This window comes from Labrenzia sp. R5_0 (assembly GCF_017743835.1).
Taxonomy (GTDB): domain Bacteria; phylum Pseudomonadota; class Alphaproteobacteria; order Rhizobiales; family Stappiaceae; genus Roseibium; species Roseibium algicola.
This window is the reverse complement of sequence record NZ_JAGHRK010000005.1, coordinates 352267-367488: the sequence shown is the minus strand read 5'-3', so window position 1 is coordinate 367488 and position 15222 is coordinate 352267. Positions and strand designations below refer to the sequence as shown.

General features: G+C 59.6%; 12 protein-coding genes. 10 read left to right on the top strand and 2 right to left on the bottom strand.

Going from position 1 to position 15222, the window contains the following annotated elements:
• Positions 1-31: 31 nt before the first annotated feature.
• Positions 32-1348, bottom strand: a complete 1317-nt coding sequence (locus J7447_RS25060; RefSeq protein WP_209171293.1) for an APC family permease — start codon at positions 1346-1348, stop codon at positions 32-34.
• A gap of 66 nt (positions 1349-1414) precedes the next feature.
• Positions 1415-1621: a heavy-metal-associated domain-containing protein gene (locus J7447_RS25055; protein WP_209171292.1), complete on the bottom strand. Its 207-nt coding sequence runs from the start codon at positions 1619-1621 to the stop codon at positions 1415-1417.
• Positions 1622-1782: 161 nt separating this feature from the next.
• Here J7447_RS25055 and J7447_RS25050 point away from each other — a divergent pair, with 161 nt between their 5' ends.
• The 10 genes from J7447_RS25050 to J7447_RS25005 all read left to right on the top strand — a co-directional run bounded on the left by J7447_RS25050 (position 1783) and on the right by J7447_RS25005 (position 15204).
• Positions 1783-4290 carry a heavy metal translocating P-type ATPase gene (locus tag J7447_RS25050; RefSeq protein WP_209171291.1) on the top strand — a complete coding sequence of 836 codons (2508 nt, stop codon included), beginning with the start codon at positions 1783-1785 and terminating at the stop codon, positions 4288-4290.
• 271 nt (positions 4291-4561) lie between these two features.
• The gene (locus J7447_RS25045) at positions 4562-4885 is read left to right on the top strand and encodes a hypothetical protein (RefSeq protein WP_055661045.1); all 324 of its coding nucleotides are present in this window, start codon (positions 4562-4564) and stop codon (positions 4883-4885) included.
• A gap of 52 nt (positions 4886-4937) precedes the next feature.
• Positions 4938-5555, top strand: coding sequence for a cytochrome c (locus tag J7447_RS25040; protein ID WP_209171290.1), 618 nt, complete (start codon positions 4938-4940; stop codon positions 5553-5555).
• A gap of 3 nt (positions 5556-5558) precedes the next feature.
• Positions 5559-6449: a cytochrome c gene (locus tag J7447_RS25035; RefSeq protein ID WP_209171289.1), complete on the top strand. Its 891-nt coding sequence runs from the start codon at positions 5559-5561 to the stop codon at positions 6447-6449.
• A gap of 20 nt (positions 6450-6469) precedes the next feature.
• Positions 6470-6958: a cytochrome c gene (locus J7447_RS25030; protein WP_209171288.1), complete on the top strand. Its 489-nt coding sequence runs from the start codon at positions 6470-6472 to the stop codon at positions 6956-6958.
• Between the two features lie 95 nt (positions 6959-7053).
• Positions 7054-8388: an MFS transporter gene (locus J7447_RS25025; RefSeq protein WP_209171287.1), complete on the top strand. Its 1335-nt coding sequence runs from the start codon at positions 7054-7056 to the stop codon at positions 8386-8388.
• Positions 8385-9098, top strand: a complete 714-nt coding sequence (locus tag J7447_RS25020) for an ABC transporter permease (protein ID WP_209171286.1) — start codon at positions 8385-8387, stop codon at positions 9096-9098. The genes J7447_RS25025 and J7447_RS25020 overlap by 4 nt, the downstream gene beginning before the upstream one ends.
• Positions 9099-9359: 261 nt before the next feature.
• The gene (locus J7447_RS25015) at positions 9360-9734 is read left to right on the top strand and encodes a hypothetical protein (protein WP_139314303.1); all 375 of its coding nucleotides are present in this window, start codon (positions 9360-9362) and stop codon (positions 9732-9734) included.
• Positions 9735-9820: 86 nt separating this feature from the next.
• The gene (locus J7447_RS25010; protein WP_209171285.1) at positions 9821-12022 is read left to right on the top strand and encodes an efflux RND transporter periplasmic adaptor subunit; all 2202 of its coding nucleotides are present in this window, start codon (positions 9821-9823) and stop codon (positions 12020-12022) included.
• Entirely contained in the window at positions 12022-15204 is a 3183-nt protein-coding gene (locus J7447_RS25005; RefSeq protein ID WP_209171284.1) for a CusA/CzcA family heavy metal efflux RND transporter, read from the top strand. Before J7447_RS25010 ends, J7447_RS25005 begins: the two co-directional genes overlap by 1 nt.
• The last annotated feature ends 18 nt before the right edge of the window (positions 15205-15222 follow it).

Genomic DNA, 15222 nt, shown 5'->3' with positions numbered 1-15222 from the left:
GGTGCCGGTGTTGGTATGAGAGGCTTTCCGGTTAGTGCGAATGCTCTTCCTCGGCGCCCGGCGGGTTGAAATGCAGAAATGCCTTCACGAACAGGAACACAACGCTAATGCCGGCGACGGCATAGGCGACTATCGCCGGGTCGTGCTGCAACTTCAGCATCGCGAAAGCGGCGAGGACGACGGCATCCAGACCGATTGCGATCAGTAGAATCCAGCCTCGGGCATCAACATCTGAACGCAAATGCCTGAACACTCCCCAATGGATGATGATGTCCATGACGAGATAGAAGAACGCACCAAGTGATGCGATCTGGCTGAGATCGAAGAAGACGGCCAGCAAGGCGGCGACAAACACGGTGTAGACCAGCGTATGATCCCGGATCACGCCCGGCATGCCGAAATGGCTATGGGGGATCAGTTTCATTTTGGTCAGCATGGCAAGCATCCGGGACACTGCAAACATGCTGGCGATCAGGCCGGAACTGGTTGCCACGAGTGCCAGGGCTACCGTCAGGTAGAAGCCGACCGATCCCAGGGTGGGCTTGGCAGCTTCTGCCAGCGCGTAGTCCTTTGCCTCGATGATTTTCTCCAGCGGCAGACTTGAACCAACCGCGAAGGCCACCAGCAGGTAGACAAGGATACAGATGCTGATTGTCGCCACGATTGCCCTGCCCACATTGTGATGCGGATCCGTGATTTCTGCACCGCTGTTGGTAATCGTCGTGAAGCCCTTGAAGGCAAGTATTGCCAGCGCGGTCGAGGCAATGAACCCTGACAATCCTCCGAGATCTGTCCCCTCCCCGGTCGCTTCAAACGAAAATCCGCCAGCCCAAAGTGCGGCGAAACCGAACAGCGCGATACCACCGACCTTCAACGCAGCCATGATGGTTGAAAAGAGCCCTATCGACCTGTTGCCAGAAATGTTGATGAGAAAGGCGAACAGGATGACGCCGACGCTGATGGCGGGAAGAAGCCAGCCGGAAGGCGGCAGGTCGAGGCCGCGCAGGAGGTAGCTTGCGAAGGTACGCGCGACCAGACTTTCATTGATGACCATGGAAAGAGCCATCAGAAGCGCAGCCCCTGCGGTTATTGCGGTCGGGCCATAGGCTTTCTGCAGGATCATGCCGATGCCACCCGCAGACGGATAGGCATTGGACATCTTGATGTAGGTGTAGGCGCTGAAGGCGGTAACGACGGCGCCGGATATGAAGACGAAAGGGAAAAGAGGACCGGCCAGTTCGGCAATCTGACCGGTGAGGGCGAGAATGCCCGCACCGATCATGACACCGGTCCCCATGGCGATCGCATCGAAGAGTGTCAGGCTGTTTTTCTTGTAGTCGGATGACATACCGATCTCCGTCAAAACAGGTTGCCGAACGCTCCGGTCAAGCGATCCGGAATGACGTTCACTCCCTTACGGGGTTTGCTGCAACAGTTCGGAACTGTAGCCGGCCTCCTTGAGAACGCCTGCGATTTCCTGTGCGGACCGGGCGCTCGTCACGGTCACGGTCCTGTTCGCCATGTCGAATTCGACTTGGGCAGATCCGTCCGCCTGCTCAATGGACTTGCCGATGGTTGCCTTGCAGTGACCACAGCTCAAATCTGGAACGCTGAACTTCATGATTGGCTCCGTAGTTGATCGATTTTCTGTTTTTCCCGGTTCCAGCGGCTGGAGGGTCAAGAAGAAAAAAGTTTGAAAAATATCTTGAACGATCCTTGACCTTCCAGTGACTGGAAGCCTCATTTGAGGGAAATCGAACAATCCATGCCGGAGTTGGACCCATGTCTGGGCAACAGAAATTCTCCTTGTCGGTTCAGGGAATGTCATGCGCATCGTGTGTCGGACGCGTCGAGCGCGGCCTGGCGGCTGTCGAAGGGCTTGAAGATGTCGGTGTGAACCTGGCAACTGAAAGCGCGCAGTTTACGGCCACTCCTGACAAGATCACCGCCGTTGTCGCCAAACTGGATGATCTCGGCTATCCGGCGCGAACGCAGACGGTCACGCTGACTATTCAGTCCATGTCCTGTGCCTCTTGTGTCGGACGTGTCGACAAGGCGTTGCTGGCGGTGCCCGGGGTCCTCAGTGCCAGCGTCAATCTTGCGGCCGAAACGGCAACGATCGTCTTTGCAGAAGGTGCCACAACCGTTCAGGAGCTGGTGAAGGCCAGCACGGATGCCGGCTATCCTGCAAGTCTGGCAGACGCAGGAACGTCTCAGGATCGCAGTGAACGCAAGGCGGAAGAAGCCCGTGAGCTGGCGCGCAAGATGGCGATTGCCGCAGCCTTTGCCTTGCCCGTGTTCCTGATCGAAATGGGCGGGCATTTGATCCCCGCTTTTCACCACCTGATCGCGGTGACCATTGGTCAGCAAATGAGCTGGATCCTGCAGTTCGTGCTGACGAGCGTGGTGCTTTTCGGTCCGGGCCGATCTTTCTATCTGAAGGGGTTTCCGGCGCTCTTGAAAGGGGCGCCCGACATGAACAGCCTGGTGGCCGTGGGAACCGGAGCCGCCTATCTCTATTCGGTGGTTGCCACCTTCCTGCCGGATCTGGTGCCCGCCGAGGTTCGCGCCGTTTATTTCGAGGCAGCCGCCGTGATTGTCGTTCTGATCCTGTTGGGCCGTTTCCTGGAGGCCAGGGCAAAGGGGCGCACCGGCGCGGCCATCCAGAGCCTCCTCGGCCTTCAGGTCAAGTCGGCCCGCGTGCTGCGGGACGAAGAGATGGTGGAAGTGCCTATCGAAACGCTGGCTATTGGCGACATCGTCGTGGTGCGCCCAGGAGAGCGTCTCGCGGTTGACGGTGAAGTGGTCGAAGGGTTCTCCCACGTCGATGAAAGCATGATCACCGGCGAGCCCGTGCCTGTCGCGAAATCGGCAGGCAGCGCGGTGACTGGGGGCACGGTGAATGGCACTGGAGGACTTCAGTTCAAGGCAACGCGTGTCGGTGCCGATACGACCCTTTCGCAGATCATCCGCATGGTCGAGGAAGCCCAGGGCGCCAAGCTGCCGATCCAGGGTCTGGTGGACCGCATCACGCTGTGGTTCGTTCCCGCCGTCATGGCCGTTGCCGTGGCCACGGTCCTGGTGTGGCTGACATTCGGTCCGGACCCGGCATTGACGCTGGCCCTTGTGGCCGGTGTGTCGGTGCTCATCATCGCGTGTCCGTGTGCCATGGGCCTTGCAACGCCGACATCGATCATGGTGGGCACCGGCAGGGCAGCCGAGATGGGCGTCCTGTTCCGCAAGGGGGACGCTCTGCAGCAGCTTGCCGACGTGGACATTGTTGCGCTGGACAAGACGGGCACCGTAACGGAGGGCCGGCCGGAACTGACCGACCTCGTCCTGGCGGACGGTTTTGAACGCTCTTTCGTTCTGTCGCGCATTGCCGCGGTTGAGGCTCGCTCTGAACATCCTGTTGCCGAGGCCATCGTGCGGGCAGCGGGCAAGGAGAGCGTGGAAAGGTTCGCGGTCAGTGAGTTCAACTCCATCACCGGTCATGGTGTTTCCGCTATTGTGAACGGTCAACGGGTGCTCGTCGGCGCTGACCGGCTGATGAAGCGCGAAGGTATTGCGACCGATGCGCTGGTGGACGAGGAGGTCAGGCTGGCGACCCGTGGGCGCACAGCTCTCTATGCAGCCATTGACGGCAGAATTGCTGCTGTTGTCGGAGTTGCCGACCCGGTCAAACCATCGAGCCGGGCCGCAATTGCAGCGCTTCATGAGCTGGGGTTGAAGGTCGCGATGATCACCGGCGACAAACGGGAAACCGCCGAGGCAATTGCCGCGGAAACCGGGATCGACATCGTCATCGCGGGTGTTCTGCCCGACGGCAAGGTTGACGCCCTGACTGAACTCAAGGGTGACGAGGGCCGTATCGCCTTCGTTGGAGATGGCATCAATGATGCCCCTGCCCTCGCCCATGCCGATGTCGGTATCGCGATCGGCACAGGTACCGATGTGGCGATTGAATCCGCCGATGTCGTGCTGATGTCGGGCGATCTGAGAGGCGTCGTGAACGCTTACGAAGTGTCGCGCCGCACCATGCGCAACATCAAGGAAAACCTGTTCTGGGCATTTGCCTACAACACGGCCCTGATCCCGGTGGCCGCCGGAGCGCTTTATCCAGCCTTTGGCCTGTTGCTGTCACCCGTTCTTGCAGCAGGCGCCATGGCGTTGTCGTCTGTGTTCGTCCTCACCAATGCCTTGCGACTTCGCCGGATCGCGCCAGTGATGGATGAAGCAAGGTCCAGGGTCGCTTTTACGCCAAGTGCCGAAGCCCCGCCTGCTGAATAGGAGGGGGTGACTTGAACATTGGAGAACCTTCGCGCCATTCCGGGCTACCGACCAAGATCATACGCTGCTTTGAGGACATTGGCCTGAGTGCCCACAAGACGGCCTCGATCAAGCTTTAATGGTGCGGATCGGCAATATGCCGGCCAGAGAAGGGTTGACCGGGGCGCAGGTTCACCGGATTGTGACACAGGTTCGGGTTCGTTGCTGGCAAACAGGATCCAGTAGGTCATTGTTGATGCGGTTGCAGTCTTGCTTTTGGACGACTTTGAAAATGCTCCTCGTGGCGGCCTTCGTTGCTGCCGGAGGATCGTTCAGTCATTCGCTTGCCGGAACTGCCCACGAACATTCACATGAAACCGCTGCCGCCTCCGGCGGCGATATTCCCCACGATCATGCTTCAAACCATTCCGATCACAATGTGGCAGATCATGAAACCGTGCATTGTGGGGCCTATTTGCTGGCGTTGACGGATGACGAGCATCTGAGCATCCCTGACCTCATCGAAGACAGCGTCCGTGACACCGTGGTGTCCAATGTGTCCCGGGTGTGGAAGATTGATCCGCCTCCCCCGCGACCGGCTCCTTTATCCGTTTGAAATCGCTTGAGGCGGAATATCCGCCACGCAATCTGGATACAGGACAAGATCAATGAAACTTACGGTTATATCAGTGACTGGCGCGCTGTTGCTTGCAGGCGTTGCTGGCGCCTTTGCACATGGTGGGGCGTCCGGAATCGTCAAGGAACGCATGGACGCGATGGATGAGATGGGCGACGTGATGAAGTCGCTGACCGCCATCATGCGTGGAGAAAAGGACTATGATGCGGACGCAGTGCGTGAGGGCGCTGCGGTTATCCAGTCCCATTCCGGCGAGGCCCTGACCAAGCTGTTCCCGGAACACAGCATCGAAGGCCCATCGGAGGCGAAACCGGAAATCTGGACCGACTGGGAAGAATTCTCTGAGCTCGCAAAACAGCTGGACGTTTTTGCAGCAGGACTTGGCGCAGCGGCCGAAAACGGCCTGGCACACGGCAAGGGCGGTGCAGGTATGACGGGTCAGTCGGGCATGATGGGGCAAGACACCATGATGGGTGGAAATTCCATGATGTCCCAGGGTGGTATGATGGGGTCGGGTGGCATGATGGGGAACGCCGGTCACATGGCCGATCCCGAAATGTTGGCCCAGATGCCTGCGGACGGGCTTTTCAACATGGTCGCGCAGACCTGTTCGGCCTGTCACTCAAAATTCAGGGTCGAGAAAAACTGATCGATGCGCCTCTGGCTCATTGTTGCGATCGTTGCTCCCGCGTTGGCGGGAGCGGCGTTCGCCGTGCTTTACCTCTGGCCTGTCGACAAGCCCGAACGGATCGAAGTCCTTGCCGGCGATCCGGGCCGCGGCGCCTATCTTGCCAGGATGTCGGGATGTATCGCCTGCCATACCAATACGGAAGGTGGCGGGAAACCTCTGGCTGGCGGTGTCAGGCTGCCGACGGACTTCGGCACGTTCTATTCGCCCAACCTGACGACGGATCCGGATCACGGCATCGGAAACTGGAACTTGCAGGATTTTGCAGCGGCGGTGCGACAGGGTATTTCGCCGGAAGGGGAGCCCTACTATCCGTCGTTTCCCTATCCGTTTTACGGTTCCTTGAGCGACCAGGATATCGCGGACCTGTGGGCAGCCTTCAAGACGGTTCCCTCCGTTGCTGAAGCATCGACACCACATGACATGTTGCCGCCATTCAATCTCAGAATGGGCCTGAAACTCTGGCGCGGACTGTTTTACGTGCCGGAGACATTCGACCCGGATCCTGCGCGCTCTGATCTCTGGAACAGGGGCAAGTTCATTGTTGAGGGACCGGCTCATTGCGGCGCTTGCCACACCCCTAGAAATGCCGCTGGTGCACGTCAGGCGGAATTGGCTCTGCATGGCGCCAGCGAACTGCCTGACGGCGGCAAGTCGCCACCCATCACGAGTGCCGCGCTGAAGAGACAGGGCTGGACGATAAGTTCTCTTCAGTATGCGCTGAAAACCGGGATTATGCCCGATGGGGATGTCTTTGGCGGCTCCATGGGCGAGGTCGTGCGCGACGGCACTGCTTTCCTGTCTGAAGAGGACCGGGAAGCAATAGCAACCTATCTCCTGGAGAGGGACGGCTGACCATCTGAAGGAGAGAAGCCATGAGAAGCCGCATCTTGCTCGGCGCACTTTCTGCGGCAGTGGTGATCGTCGTCGCCAGTGCCATTTTCCTCCTGGCACCCCCCGATGTTGACGAAGGTGTCGTCCGGCTGAAGCCGGGCGACCTCAAGCTTGTGCGTTTGGGAGCAGACATTTACGCGCAGAATTGCGCAGCTTGCCACGGAGACGACCTGAAAGGCGAGCGCGACTGGATGGACGCCAATCCGGACGGTTCCCTGAAGGCCCCGCCGCACGACGAAACCGGGCACACCTGGCATCATCAGGACGACCTGCTGTTCCGTATCACGAAACATGGCACCGCGAAGGCGGTTGGCCTTGAGAATTTCAATTCGAACATGCCGGCGTTCGAAGGAGTGCTGACAGATACCGAAATCATCGCCGTTCTGTCCTGGATCAAGGCACAGTGGCCGCAGGAAATCCGTGAAAGGCATGACCTCATCAATGCGCAAGGAGGGGCCCCATCGTCTTGAAGGCCGTGCGTTTTCGCCATACGGCTATGAAGCATTGCGGTTGCGGCACAGGTTCGATCGCAAGGCGCGGTGAAGCTGGACGGCTGGAGAGTTAAGTGATTTCGGTACTTGCCAATCAAACCTACCGCCATCTTTTTTTCGCGCAGGTCATCGCGTTGTTCGGCACAGGTCTGATGACGGTTGGCCTGGCGCTGCTGGCCTTCGATCTTGCAGGTGATGAGGCTGGCGCCGTTCTGGGAACAGCCCTTGCGATCAAGATGATTGTCTACGTCGGCATCAGCCCGATTGCTGCCGCTTATGCGAGCCGGTTTCCGCGTCGGATGTTTCTCGTCACGTTGGATATCGTCCGGGCTCTGACCGCGGTGGCCCTGCCCTTCGTTGACGAGATTTGGCAGATCTACTTTCTGATCGCCCTGTTGCAAACCGCGTCCGCGGCCTTCACCCCTGCCTTCCAGGCCAGCATTCCCGATATCCTTCCGGATGAAAAGGACTACACGAGTGCCTTGTCGCTATCGCGCATGGCGTATGATCTTGAAAACCTTCTCAGCCCGATGATTGCAGCCGTCCTGGTTGGCCTTGTCGGCTTCCACTGGTTGTTCGGTGGTACCGTTGCCGGCTTCCTTTTCTCTGCCGGGTTGATCCTGACCATTCGGCTCGTCTCGCCGCAGGCCGACGCGGAAGAGCCCGCGTTCCGAAGAACCGTCAAGGGCCTGCAGATCTATCTGAAGACACCACGCCTGAGAGGATTGCTGGCCCTCAATCTCGCGGTTGCCGCCTCGGGAGCCATGGTGATCGTCAACGGTGTCGTCATCGTGAAATCGTACCTTGGTCTCGACGACACCGACCTGGCCTTGTCGATGGCGGCCTATGGCGGAGGCTCCATGGTTGTCGCGTTGACGCTGCCAAAGCTTCTAGCAAGCCGTTCCGAACGGTTCGTCATGCTCGCCGGCGGGGCACTGCTTCCCGTTTCATTGCTGATATTCGCCGGCCTGTTGGCGGTCCTGCCGGTGCCTTTCGTTTGGCCAGCCCTGCTGCTGGTCTGGTTTGCCATGGGGGCGGGCATGTCAGCGGTGCTCGTGCCCTCTGGACGGCTTCTCAAAAATTCCGCCCATCCCCAGGACCGTTCATTGGTTTTTGCGGCACAATTTGCTCTTTCGCACGGTTGCTGGCTGATTGCCTATCCGCTTGCCGGCTGGCTTGGAGCAAATTCCTCGATGTCTGTGACAATGGTCGTTCTCGCCGGTTTGGCTGTGCTTGGCTGGGTTGTGGCCGGCAAGTCCTGGCCTGCAGACGATCACAGTATTCTCGACCATGCTCACCCCGACCTGCCGGCAAACCACCCGCATCTTGCCAAAGCGCATGGAAAACGACACGCACATGCGTTCGTGATCGACAGCCTTCACCACACCTGGCCGGATCGTCAGCCATGATGGATCTTCTCATCTGCTGGCAACGCTGGATCTATGGCGGTGTGCGAGCTTCGTTGCTGGAATTCAGCCAGTCGGGGGATTTCTGGCTTCTTGCGAGCATGATCGGGACAGGGGTGCTGTTCGGCGCCATTCACGCTTTGACGCCCGGGCACGGAAAGACGATCCTGGCCAGCTATGTCGCCGGAGCCAGAAGCAGCTTCGCCCGTGCATTTTCGGTCTCGACACTTCTGGCGGCAACACATGTGCTCACAGCCGTTCTGATCGCCTTCTTTGCCTCCCAGCTTGTGGAAAGATCCTTTGTTGGTGGCGGCCGGGCCCCGGCTCTCGAGTTGATCAGCCGCGTCACACTGATAGGTATCGGCGCATGGCTCTTTGTCCGGGCAATCCGCTCAAGGCCGGGCAGGAAGCGAGCCGAAGGCTTCTGGGTAGCCCTTACAGCCGGTCTCGTACCGTGTCCTTTGACATTGTTTGTCGTGGTGGCAGCCCTGTCGCAAGGCGAACCGGGGGCGGGTCTGATGTTCGCGGCATCGATGCTTGTCGGCATCGCCTTCACGCTTTGTGCAGTGGCAGGATTGGCGGTTGCCGGCCAGCGCCTTTTTCTCGATGTCGCTCTCAGGAACGGCGCGACCCTCAGCGTGGTTTCCCGAGCGCTCGATGCGACTGCCGGAATTCTCATTATCCTTTTCGCCGGTATCCAATTGCTTGAATAGACGCGACCCTGTTCAGATCCGCATCAATCTCCCTGACGCAAACGAAAAATTGAAGGGCCGACGCTCATATTCGCTTCTGCTTCGGCCCCGCCAGGCGTATTTAGGTCTCAGGTTGTCTTGTGATCGGATGAACTATCGCAGAACCGGGCGTTTCACGGTTCCAAATCAAGAACGGAAATTTATTAACCGCCCTTCGAAGGCTTGCTCAACAGCACCTATCAGGCACTTGTATTTGTGCTGGACTGGATTATATCGCGCAACATGACCCGACCCGTGCATCACATCAGCAGACTGGCCGCGACGATCCTGTTCGCGATTGCCCTGCTGTTTGCCGGGTTTGCACCTGCGCACCAGGCGATGATGGCTCCTGGAGAACATGTTGCGGCCAACGCCGGCATGCCGTGTGAAACGATGATGGGTCATGCCTCGGCAATGATGGGCGATGAAATGCCGGACGACGGACAGGTGAAATTCGATCTGTGCTGCGGCGGTGCGTTGTGCGCTGCCGATACGGTTCGCGATAGCCAGGAAATGGCACTGGGTTTTGCCCAGGCCCTCGCCTTCACGCAGTTGCCGCCTGATGCCCTGCACGTCTCGGACATCACCCTTCCCGAACGACCTCCCCGCCTCCTCTGAAAACATCGTTCCTCCGCAGATTTTCGCGGAGCCAGAAGTGATGGACATGCCTTCGGCAAATAGCCGCTGGCAACTCAGAGGTTACTATGCGTGGACGTTATACCGCGCTCAGCATCATCGCCCTTGCCGCAGGTGTGGCAGGCGGGGTGTTTCTTGAGCGCCTTTATCTGAACCCGGGCGACGGCAATGCGTCGGGGGGACCAGAAATTCTCTATTGGGTCGCCCCCATGGACCCGAACTTCCGCCAGCCCGGGCCCGGCAAGTCGCCGATGGGAATGGATCTGATACCGGTTTATGCCGGACAGGAACCTTCCGCTGATCCGGCTGAAGTCAACCTGTCGGCGGCCGAGGTCAATGCCATCGGCGTACGTACCGCTTTGGCCCGTGTCGGTGAAATCTCCCGGCAAATCGAAACCGTCGGTTTCGTCGGTTACGACGAACATCTGACCAGTCATGTTCACACCCGGGTGGACGGCTGGATCGAGACGCTGAACATTCGCGCCGTTGGCGACCAAGTGAAAAAGGGCGAAGTGCTCTTCGAGCTGTTTTCACCCGAATTCGGCATTGCCAGCTTCGATTTCCTGCGATCGCTTTCGAACGGCAACGGTCTGTCCCTGGAGGCTGCCCGCAACAAGCTGCGCAGCCATGGGGCTTCCGAGGAGCAGATTGCCGAGATCGAGGCAGACGGCAAGGTCGCCCGAAGGATCAAGGTTGTCGCGCCGCGCGACGGGGTCGTCATTGCCCTTGCGGCTGCCGACGGCATGTTCCTGCAGCCCGGCGCACAGGCCATGTCCATCACGGATCTCGACAAGGTGTGGCTGATTGTGGATGTCTTCGAGCGCGATATCGCGCGTTTGACGGAAGACATGCGTGCGGTCGCCCGCTTCGAACATCTGCCGGGACGGACATTCGAAGGCCAGATCGATTACATTTACCCGGAACTCGATCCAAAAACGCGAACCCTGCCTGTCAGGCTCCTGTTCGACAACGCCGAAGGTCTGTTGCGGCCGAACATGTTCGGCAACGTCAGGCTGTTTCCAAACGAGACCCGCACTGCAGTCACCATTCCCTCCGAAGCCGTCATCCGGACGGGGACAGCGGAGCGTGTTGTCATCAAGGTCGGCGAAGGCACCTTCAAGCCAAGGCTGATCACCACCGGATTGCGTGACAATTTTGGAGAAAACGGGCGCACGGAGGTTGTTCAGGGGCTTGAGCCCGGTGAGGAGGTTGTTGCTTCGGCCCAGTTCCTGATCGACAGCGAAAGCGCGCTCAATGCGGGCTTGATGCGCATGGCGCCGACGAACGAAGTTCCTGCGCGCGGGACCGGTGAACTGGTCGCGCTCGACCGCGAAGCCCGACTTGCAACCATCCGCCACGACAGTCTGGAAAGTCTCGACTGGCCCGCGATGACAACACGTTTTCCTGTTGCGGCGTCCATCCCTCTCGACCGGTTGAGCGAGGGCCAGCAGGTTTCCTTCAAGGCAGCGCGCGGCGCTGATGGCCTGCTGGGGTTGATCGAGCTCGGGTTAGACGACGGCATTGCAGCCACGGGGTCGGGAACCGTTCTTGCTGTTACAAGCGACGGCAAACTGACGATGGAACATGGTCCGATCCCGGATCTCGGCTGGCCTGCCATGCAAATGGACCTGGATGTCTCGGGCTTCGATCCGCAGTCGGTTCCGGTGAATGTTCCGGTCGAATTCGACCTCGCCAAGGGCGACGGCGGTCTCTTTTCGATCGTGGCAGTAAGGCAGCCGGGCGTTGCCGAGGATCCGTCGGCAGAGCAGGCCGAGGACGTTGCCGACGACGCGCAAGCAGAAGCCGCACCCATCGTGGTGTCGGGAACGATCAACTCGATCGATACCGAAAACGCGAAGGCTACAATCACCCATGGCCCCATTGCCGAAATCGGCATGCCTGGCATGACCATGGCATTCGCGGTGGACGAGACCCTGGAGCTGGATGCCCTGCCAGTCGGCACGGAAACCACGCTCACCTTTTCAAGGCCGGACGGAATGACGATGGTCCTGGCAAAGGCAGAGCCGATCACCCCGCCGATGGAAGTCCGCGGCACCATCAATGCACTTGATCAGGATGCAGGCACGGCCAACATCACTCACGGACCGATGGCAGAGATAGGCATGCCGGGCATGACCATGGATTTTGCCGTTGATCAGGCCGTTGCCGTTGGTGATTTGCCACTGGATCAGGAGGTAACACTTTTGCTCCAGCGCAATCCGGATTTCTCCATGACATTGGTCGGCGTTCGGCGTGAGGAGGGCTTGTGATGATTGCCGCAATCATTCGTGCCTCCATCGCCAACCGGGTGATCATGCTGGCAATCGCCGCCATGATCGCCGTGGCCGGTATCTGGGCAATTCGTGAAACGCCTGTCGATGCAATCCCGGATCTTTCGGACGTTCAGGTCATCGTGCGCACGCCCTACGCCGGCCAGGCGCCTCAGGTGGTGGAGGACCAGGTCACATTCCCCATCGCCACGGCGATGCTTGCCGTGCCAGGTGCCAGTGATGTGCGCGGTTTTTCCTTCTTTGGCGACAGCTACGTCTACATCGTTTTCGAGGACGGCACCGATCTTTACTGGGCCAGAACCCGTGTTCTGGAATACCTCGGTCAGATTGCTGCAAACCTGCCTGAAGATGTTTCACCACAGCTTGGCCCCGATGCGACGGGTGTCGGCTGGATTTACCAGTACGCCCTGATAGACCGCACCGGCAACCATGACCTTGCCCAACTGCGTGCCCTTCAGGACTGGTTCCTGAAATACGAACTTCAGACCGTCGACGGTGTGTCGGAAGTCGCCACGATCGGCGGCATGGTGAAGCAATACCAGGTGGTCGTGGACCCCAACAAACTCAGGGCCTACGACATAACGCTGGCGCAGATCCGAGGCGCCATCCAAGCCGCGAACCGGGAAACCGGCGGCAGCGTGATCGAGATGGGCGAAGCCGAATTCATGGTGCGCTCGACCGGTTACGTCGATGAGCTTGCCGATCTTGCCAAGGCGCCGTTGATGGTCAACGACCGCGGTGCGCCGTTGACGCTCGGAGACGTTGCCGACATTCGACTCGGGCCGGAAATGCGCCGTGGTGTCGGTGAATTCGGCGGCGAAGGCGATGCCGTCGGCGGGGTTGTGATCCTGCGCTGGGGCGGCAACGCGCTGGCAGCCATCAAGGCAGTCGAAGCACGGATCGGCGAACTGCGCAGCAGCCTGCCCGAAGGAGTGGAGATCGTCACGACCTACGACCGCTCCGGCGTTATCGAACGTGCGATCGACAATCTTCAGACAAAGCTGACCGAAGAATTCATTGTTGTCGTTCTGGTCTGCGCGGCGTTCCTTCTGCACTTGCGCTCGTCGCTCGTCATCCTGTTTTCCCTGCCTCTCGGCATTGCGGCTGCCTTCATCATCATGAAGCTGCAGGGCGTGAATGCGAACATCATGTCGCTTGGCGGCATCGCCATCGCCATCGGCGCGATGGTGGATGCGGCGATCGTCATGATCGAGGCGATGCACCGTCGGCTGGAACATGAAAAACTGACAGCGGAGAACCGCTGGCGGATCGTGGGGGAATGTGCCTCGGAAGTGGGCCCTGCCCTCTTCTTCTCCCTGGCGATCATCACCGTCAGCTTCCTGCCGGTGTTCGTTCTGGAAAGCCAGGAAGGCAGGCTCTTCAAGCCGTTGGCCTTTACCAAGACCTACGCCATGGCGGCCGCGGCCATACTCTCCATCACGCTGGTTCCGGTGCTGATGGGGTACTTTGTCCGCGGGCGAATTCTTGCGGAGAACAAGAACCCGCTCAACCGGATTGTCATCTGGTTTTACCGCCCTTTTCTGGATGCAGCCGTTGCCTGGCCCTGGGCAACGACCATTCTGGCGGGTGTCCTGGTCGCCTCCATGTGGTGGCCCCTTCAGAGGATCGGCACGGAATTCATGCCAGCCCTCAACGAAGGTGACTTCCTTTACATGCCGACGCTTTATCCCGGCGTTTCCATCGGCAAGGCGCGTGAGGTTCTTCAGCAGTCCGACCGTCTCATCGCCACCGTACCGGAAGTAAAGACGGTCCACGGCAAGCTGGGCCGTGCCGATACGGCGACAGACCCTGCCCCGCTGACGATGATCGAGACGACCATCCAGCTGAAGCCGCGCGCCGAGTGGCGGGAGGGCATGACGATGGACCGGATCCGGGATGAGCTGGATCAGGCCGTCCAGATACCGGGCGTCACCAACGTGTGGATCCAGCCGATCAAGAACCGCATCGACATGCTGGCAACCGGCATCAAGACCCCTGTCGGGGTCAAGATCACCGGGGCCGATCTTGGCGTCATCGAAAAGATCGGCATTGAAGTCGAAAACGCGGTCGCAGGAATTGACGGCACGGCATCGGCCTACGCCGAGCGGCCCGTCGGGGGACGCTTCATCGAGATCGACGTCGACCGGGAGGCGGCTGCCCGCTTCATGATGAGCGTGCGGGACATCCAGGACGTCGTGCAGACCGCGATTGGCGGCATGCAGGTATCGGAGTCCGTCGAAGGTCTGGAGCGCTTTCCCATCAACCTCCGCTATCCGCAGGACTGGCGCAACAGTCCAGAGCGCTTGCGGGAACTTCCGGTGGTCACGCCGTCCGGTGCCCATATTCCGCTCGGTGCCCTGGCAGAGGTCAGCGTTGTCGACGGACCAGGCATGATCCGGTCTGAAAACGCCCGGCGTACCGGGTTCGTCTTCATCGACATCACCGGCCGAGACCTGGGCGGCTACGTTGATGAAGCTCGCAGGACGGTAGCGGAGAAGGTGCAATTGCCGCCCGGCTATTCGATCGCCTGGTCGGGCCAGTATGAGTACATCGAACGCATGCAGGAACGCCTGAAGCTGGTGGCTCCGGCGACCTTGCTGATCATCACGCTCATGCTGTTCATGGCGTTCAACCGGGTCATTGAAGTCGGCATCATCCTTGCCGCGCTTCCCGTGGCACTGGCCGGAGGTGTGTGGTTCCTCTGGTACCTGGATTTCGACATGTCGGTTGCGGTGATCGTCGGCTTTATCGCCCTCGCAGGCGTTGCGGTCGAGACAGCCATCGTGATGTTGCTCTACCTCAACCTGGCCTGGGAAAAACGCAAGAAGCTTGCGGCCGCGGAGGCCCGCTCCCTGACGGTTGTCGACGTAGAGGAAGTGGTTTTCGAAGGTGCGCTTTTGCGCGTGCGGCCAAAGGTGATGACCGTTGCGACGATCTTTGCCGGGCTGATCCCGATCATGTACGGCGACGGTACGGGCTCGGAAATCATGCAGCGGATCGCGGCCCCCATGGTCGGTGGCATGGCAACCGCCACCCTTCTGACCCTCTTCGTCATTCCCGCCATTTTCACGATCTGGAAGCGGCTTGCTCTCTCGCGGGTCAACCGTGAGCTGAGCATAGCCACCCCGGACATCAAAGGTGCGGTGCAGCCGGCCGAATGATTTTGCAACTCACAAACA

Bases quoted from the DNA above. Each gene is read 5' to 3' on its own strand.
- J7447_RS25060 (WP_209171293.1), bottom strand. From the start codon at position 1,348: ATGTCATCCGACTACAAGAAAAACAGCCTGACACTCTTCGATGCGATC.
- J7447_RS25055 (WP_209171292.1), bottom strand. From the start codon at position 1,621: ATGAAGTTCAGCGTTCCAGATTTGAGCTGTGGTCACTGCAAGGCAACC.
- J7447_RS25050 (WP_209171291.1), top strand. From the start codon at position 1,783: ATGTCTGGGCAACAGAAATTCTCCTTGTCGGTTCAGGGAATGTCATGC.
- J7447_RS25045 (WP_055661045.1), top strand. From the start codon at position 4,562: ATGCTCCTCGTGGCGGCCTTCGTTGCTGCCGGAGGATCGTTCAGTCAT.
- J7447_RS25040 (WP_209171290.1), top strand. From the start codon at position 4,938: ATGAAACTTACGGTTATATCAGTGACTGGCGCGCTGTTGCTTGCAGGC.
- J7447_RS25035 (WP_209171289.1), top strand. From the start codon at position 5,559: ATGCGCCTCTGGCTCATTGTTGCGATCGTTGCTCCCGCGTTGGCGGGA.
- J7447_RS25030 (WP_209171288.1), top strand. From the start codon at position 6,470: ATGAGAAGCCGCATCTTGCTCGGCGCACTTTCTGCGGCAGTGGTGATC.
- J7447_RS25020 (WP_209171286.1), top strand. From the start codon at position 8,385: ATGATGGATCTTCTCATCTGCTGGCAACGCTGGATCTATGGCGGTGTG.
- J7447_RS25015 (WP_139314303.1), top strand. From the start codon at position 9,360: ATGACCCGACCCGTGCATCACATCAGCAGACTGGCCGCGACGATCCTG.
- J7447_RS25010 (WP_209171285.1), top strand. From the start codon at position 9,821: ATGCGTGGACGTTATACCGCGCTCAGCATCATCGCCCTTGCCGCAGGT.
- J7447_RS25005 (WP_209171284.1), top strand. From the start codon at position 12,022: ATGATTGCCGCAATCATTCGTGCCTCCATCGCCAACCGGGTGATCATG.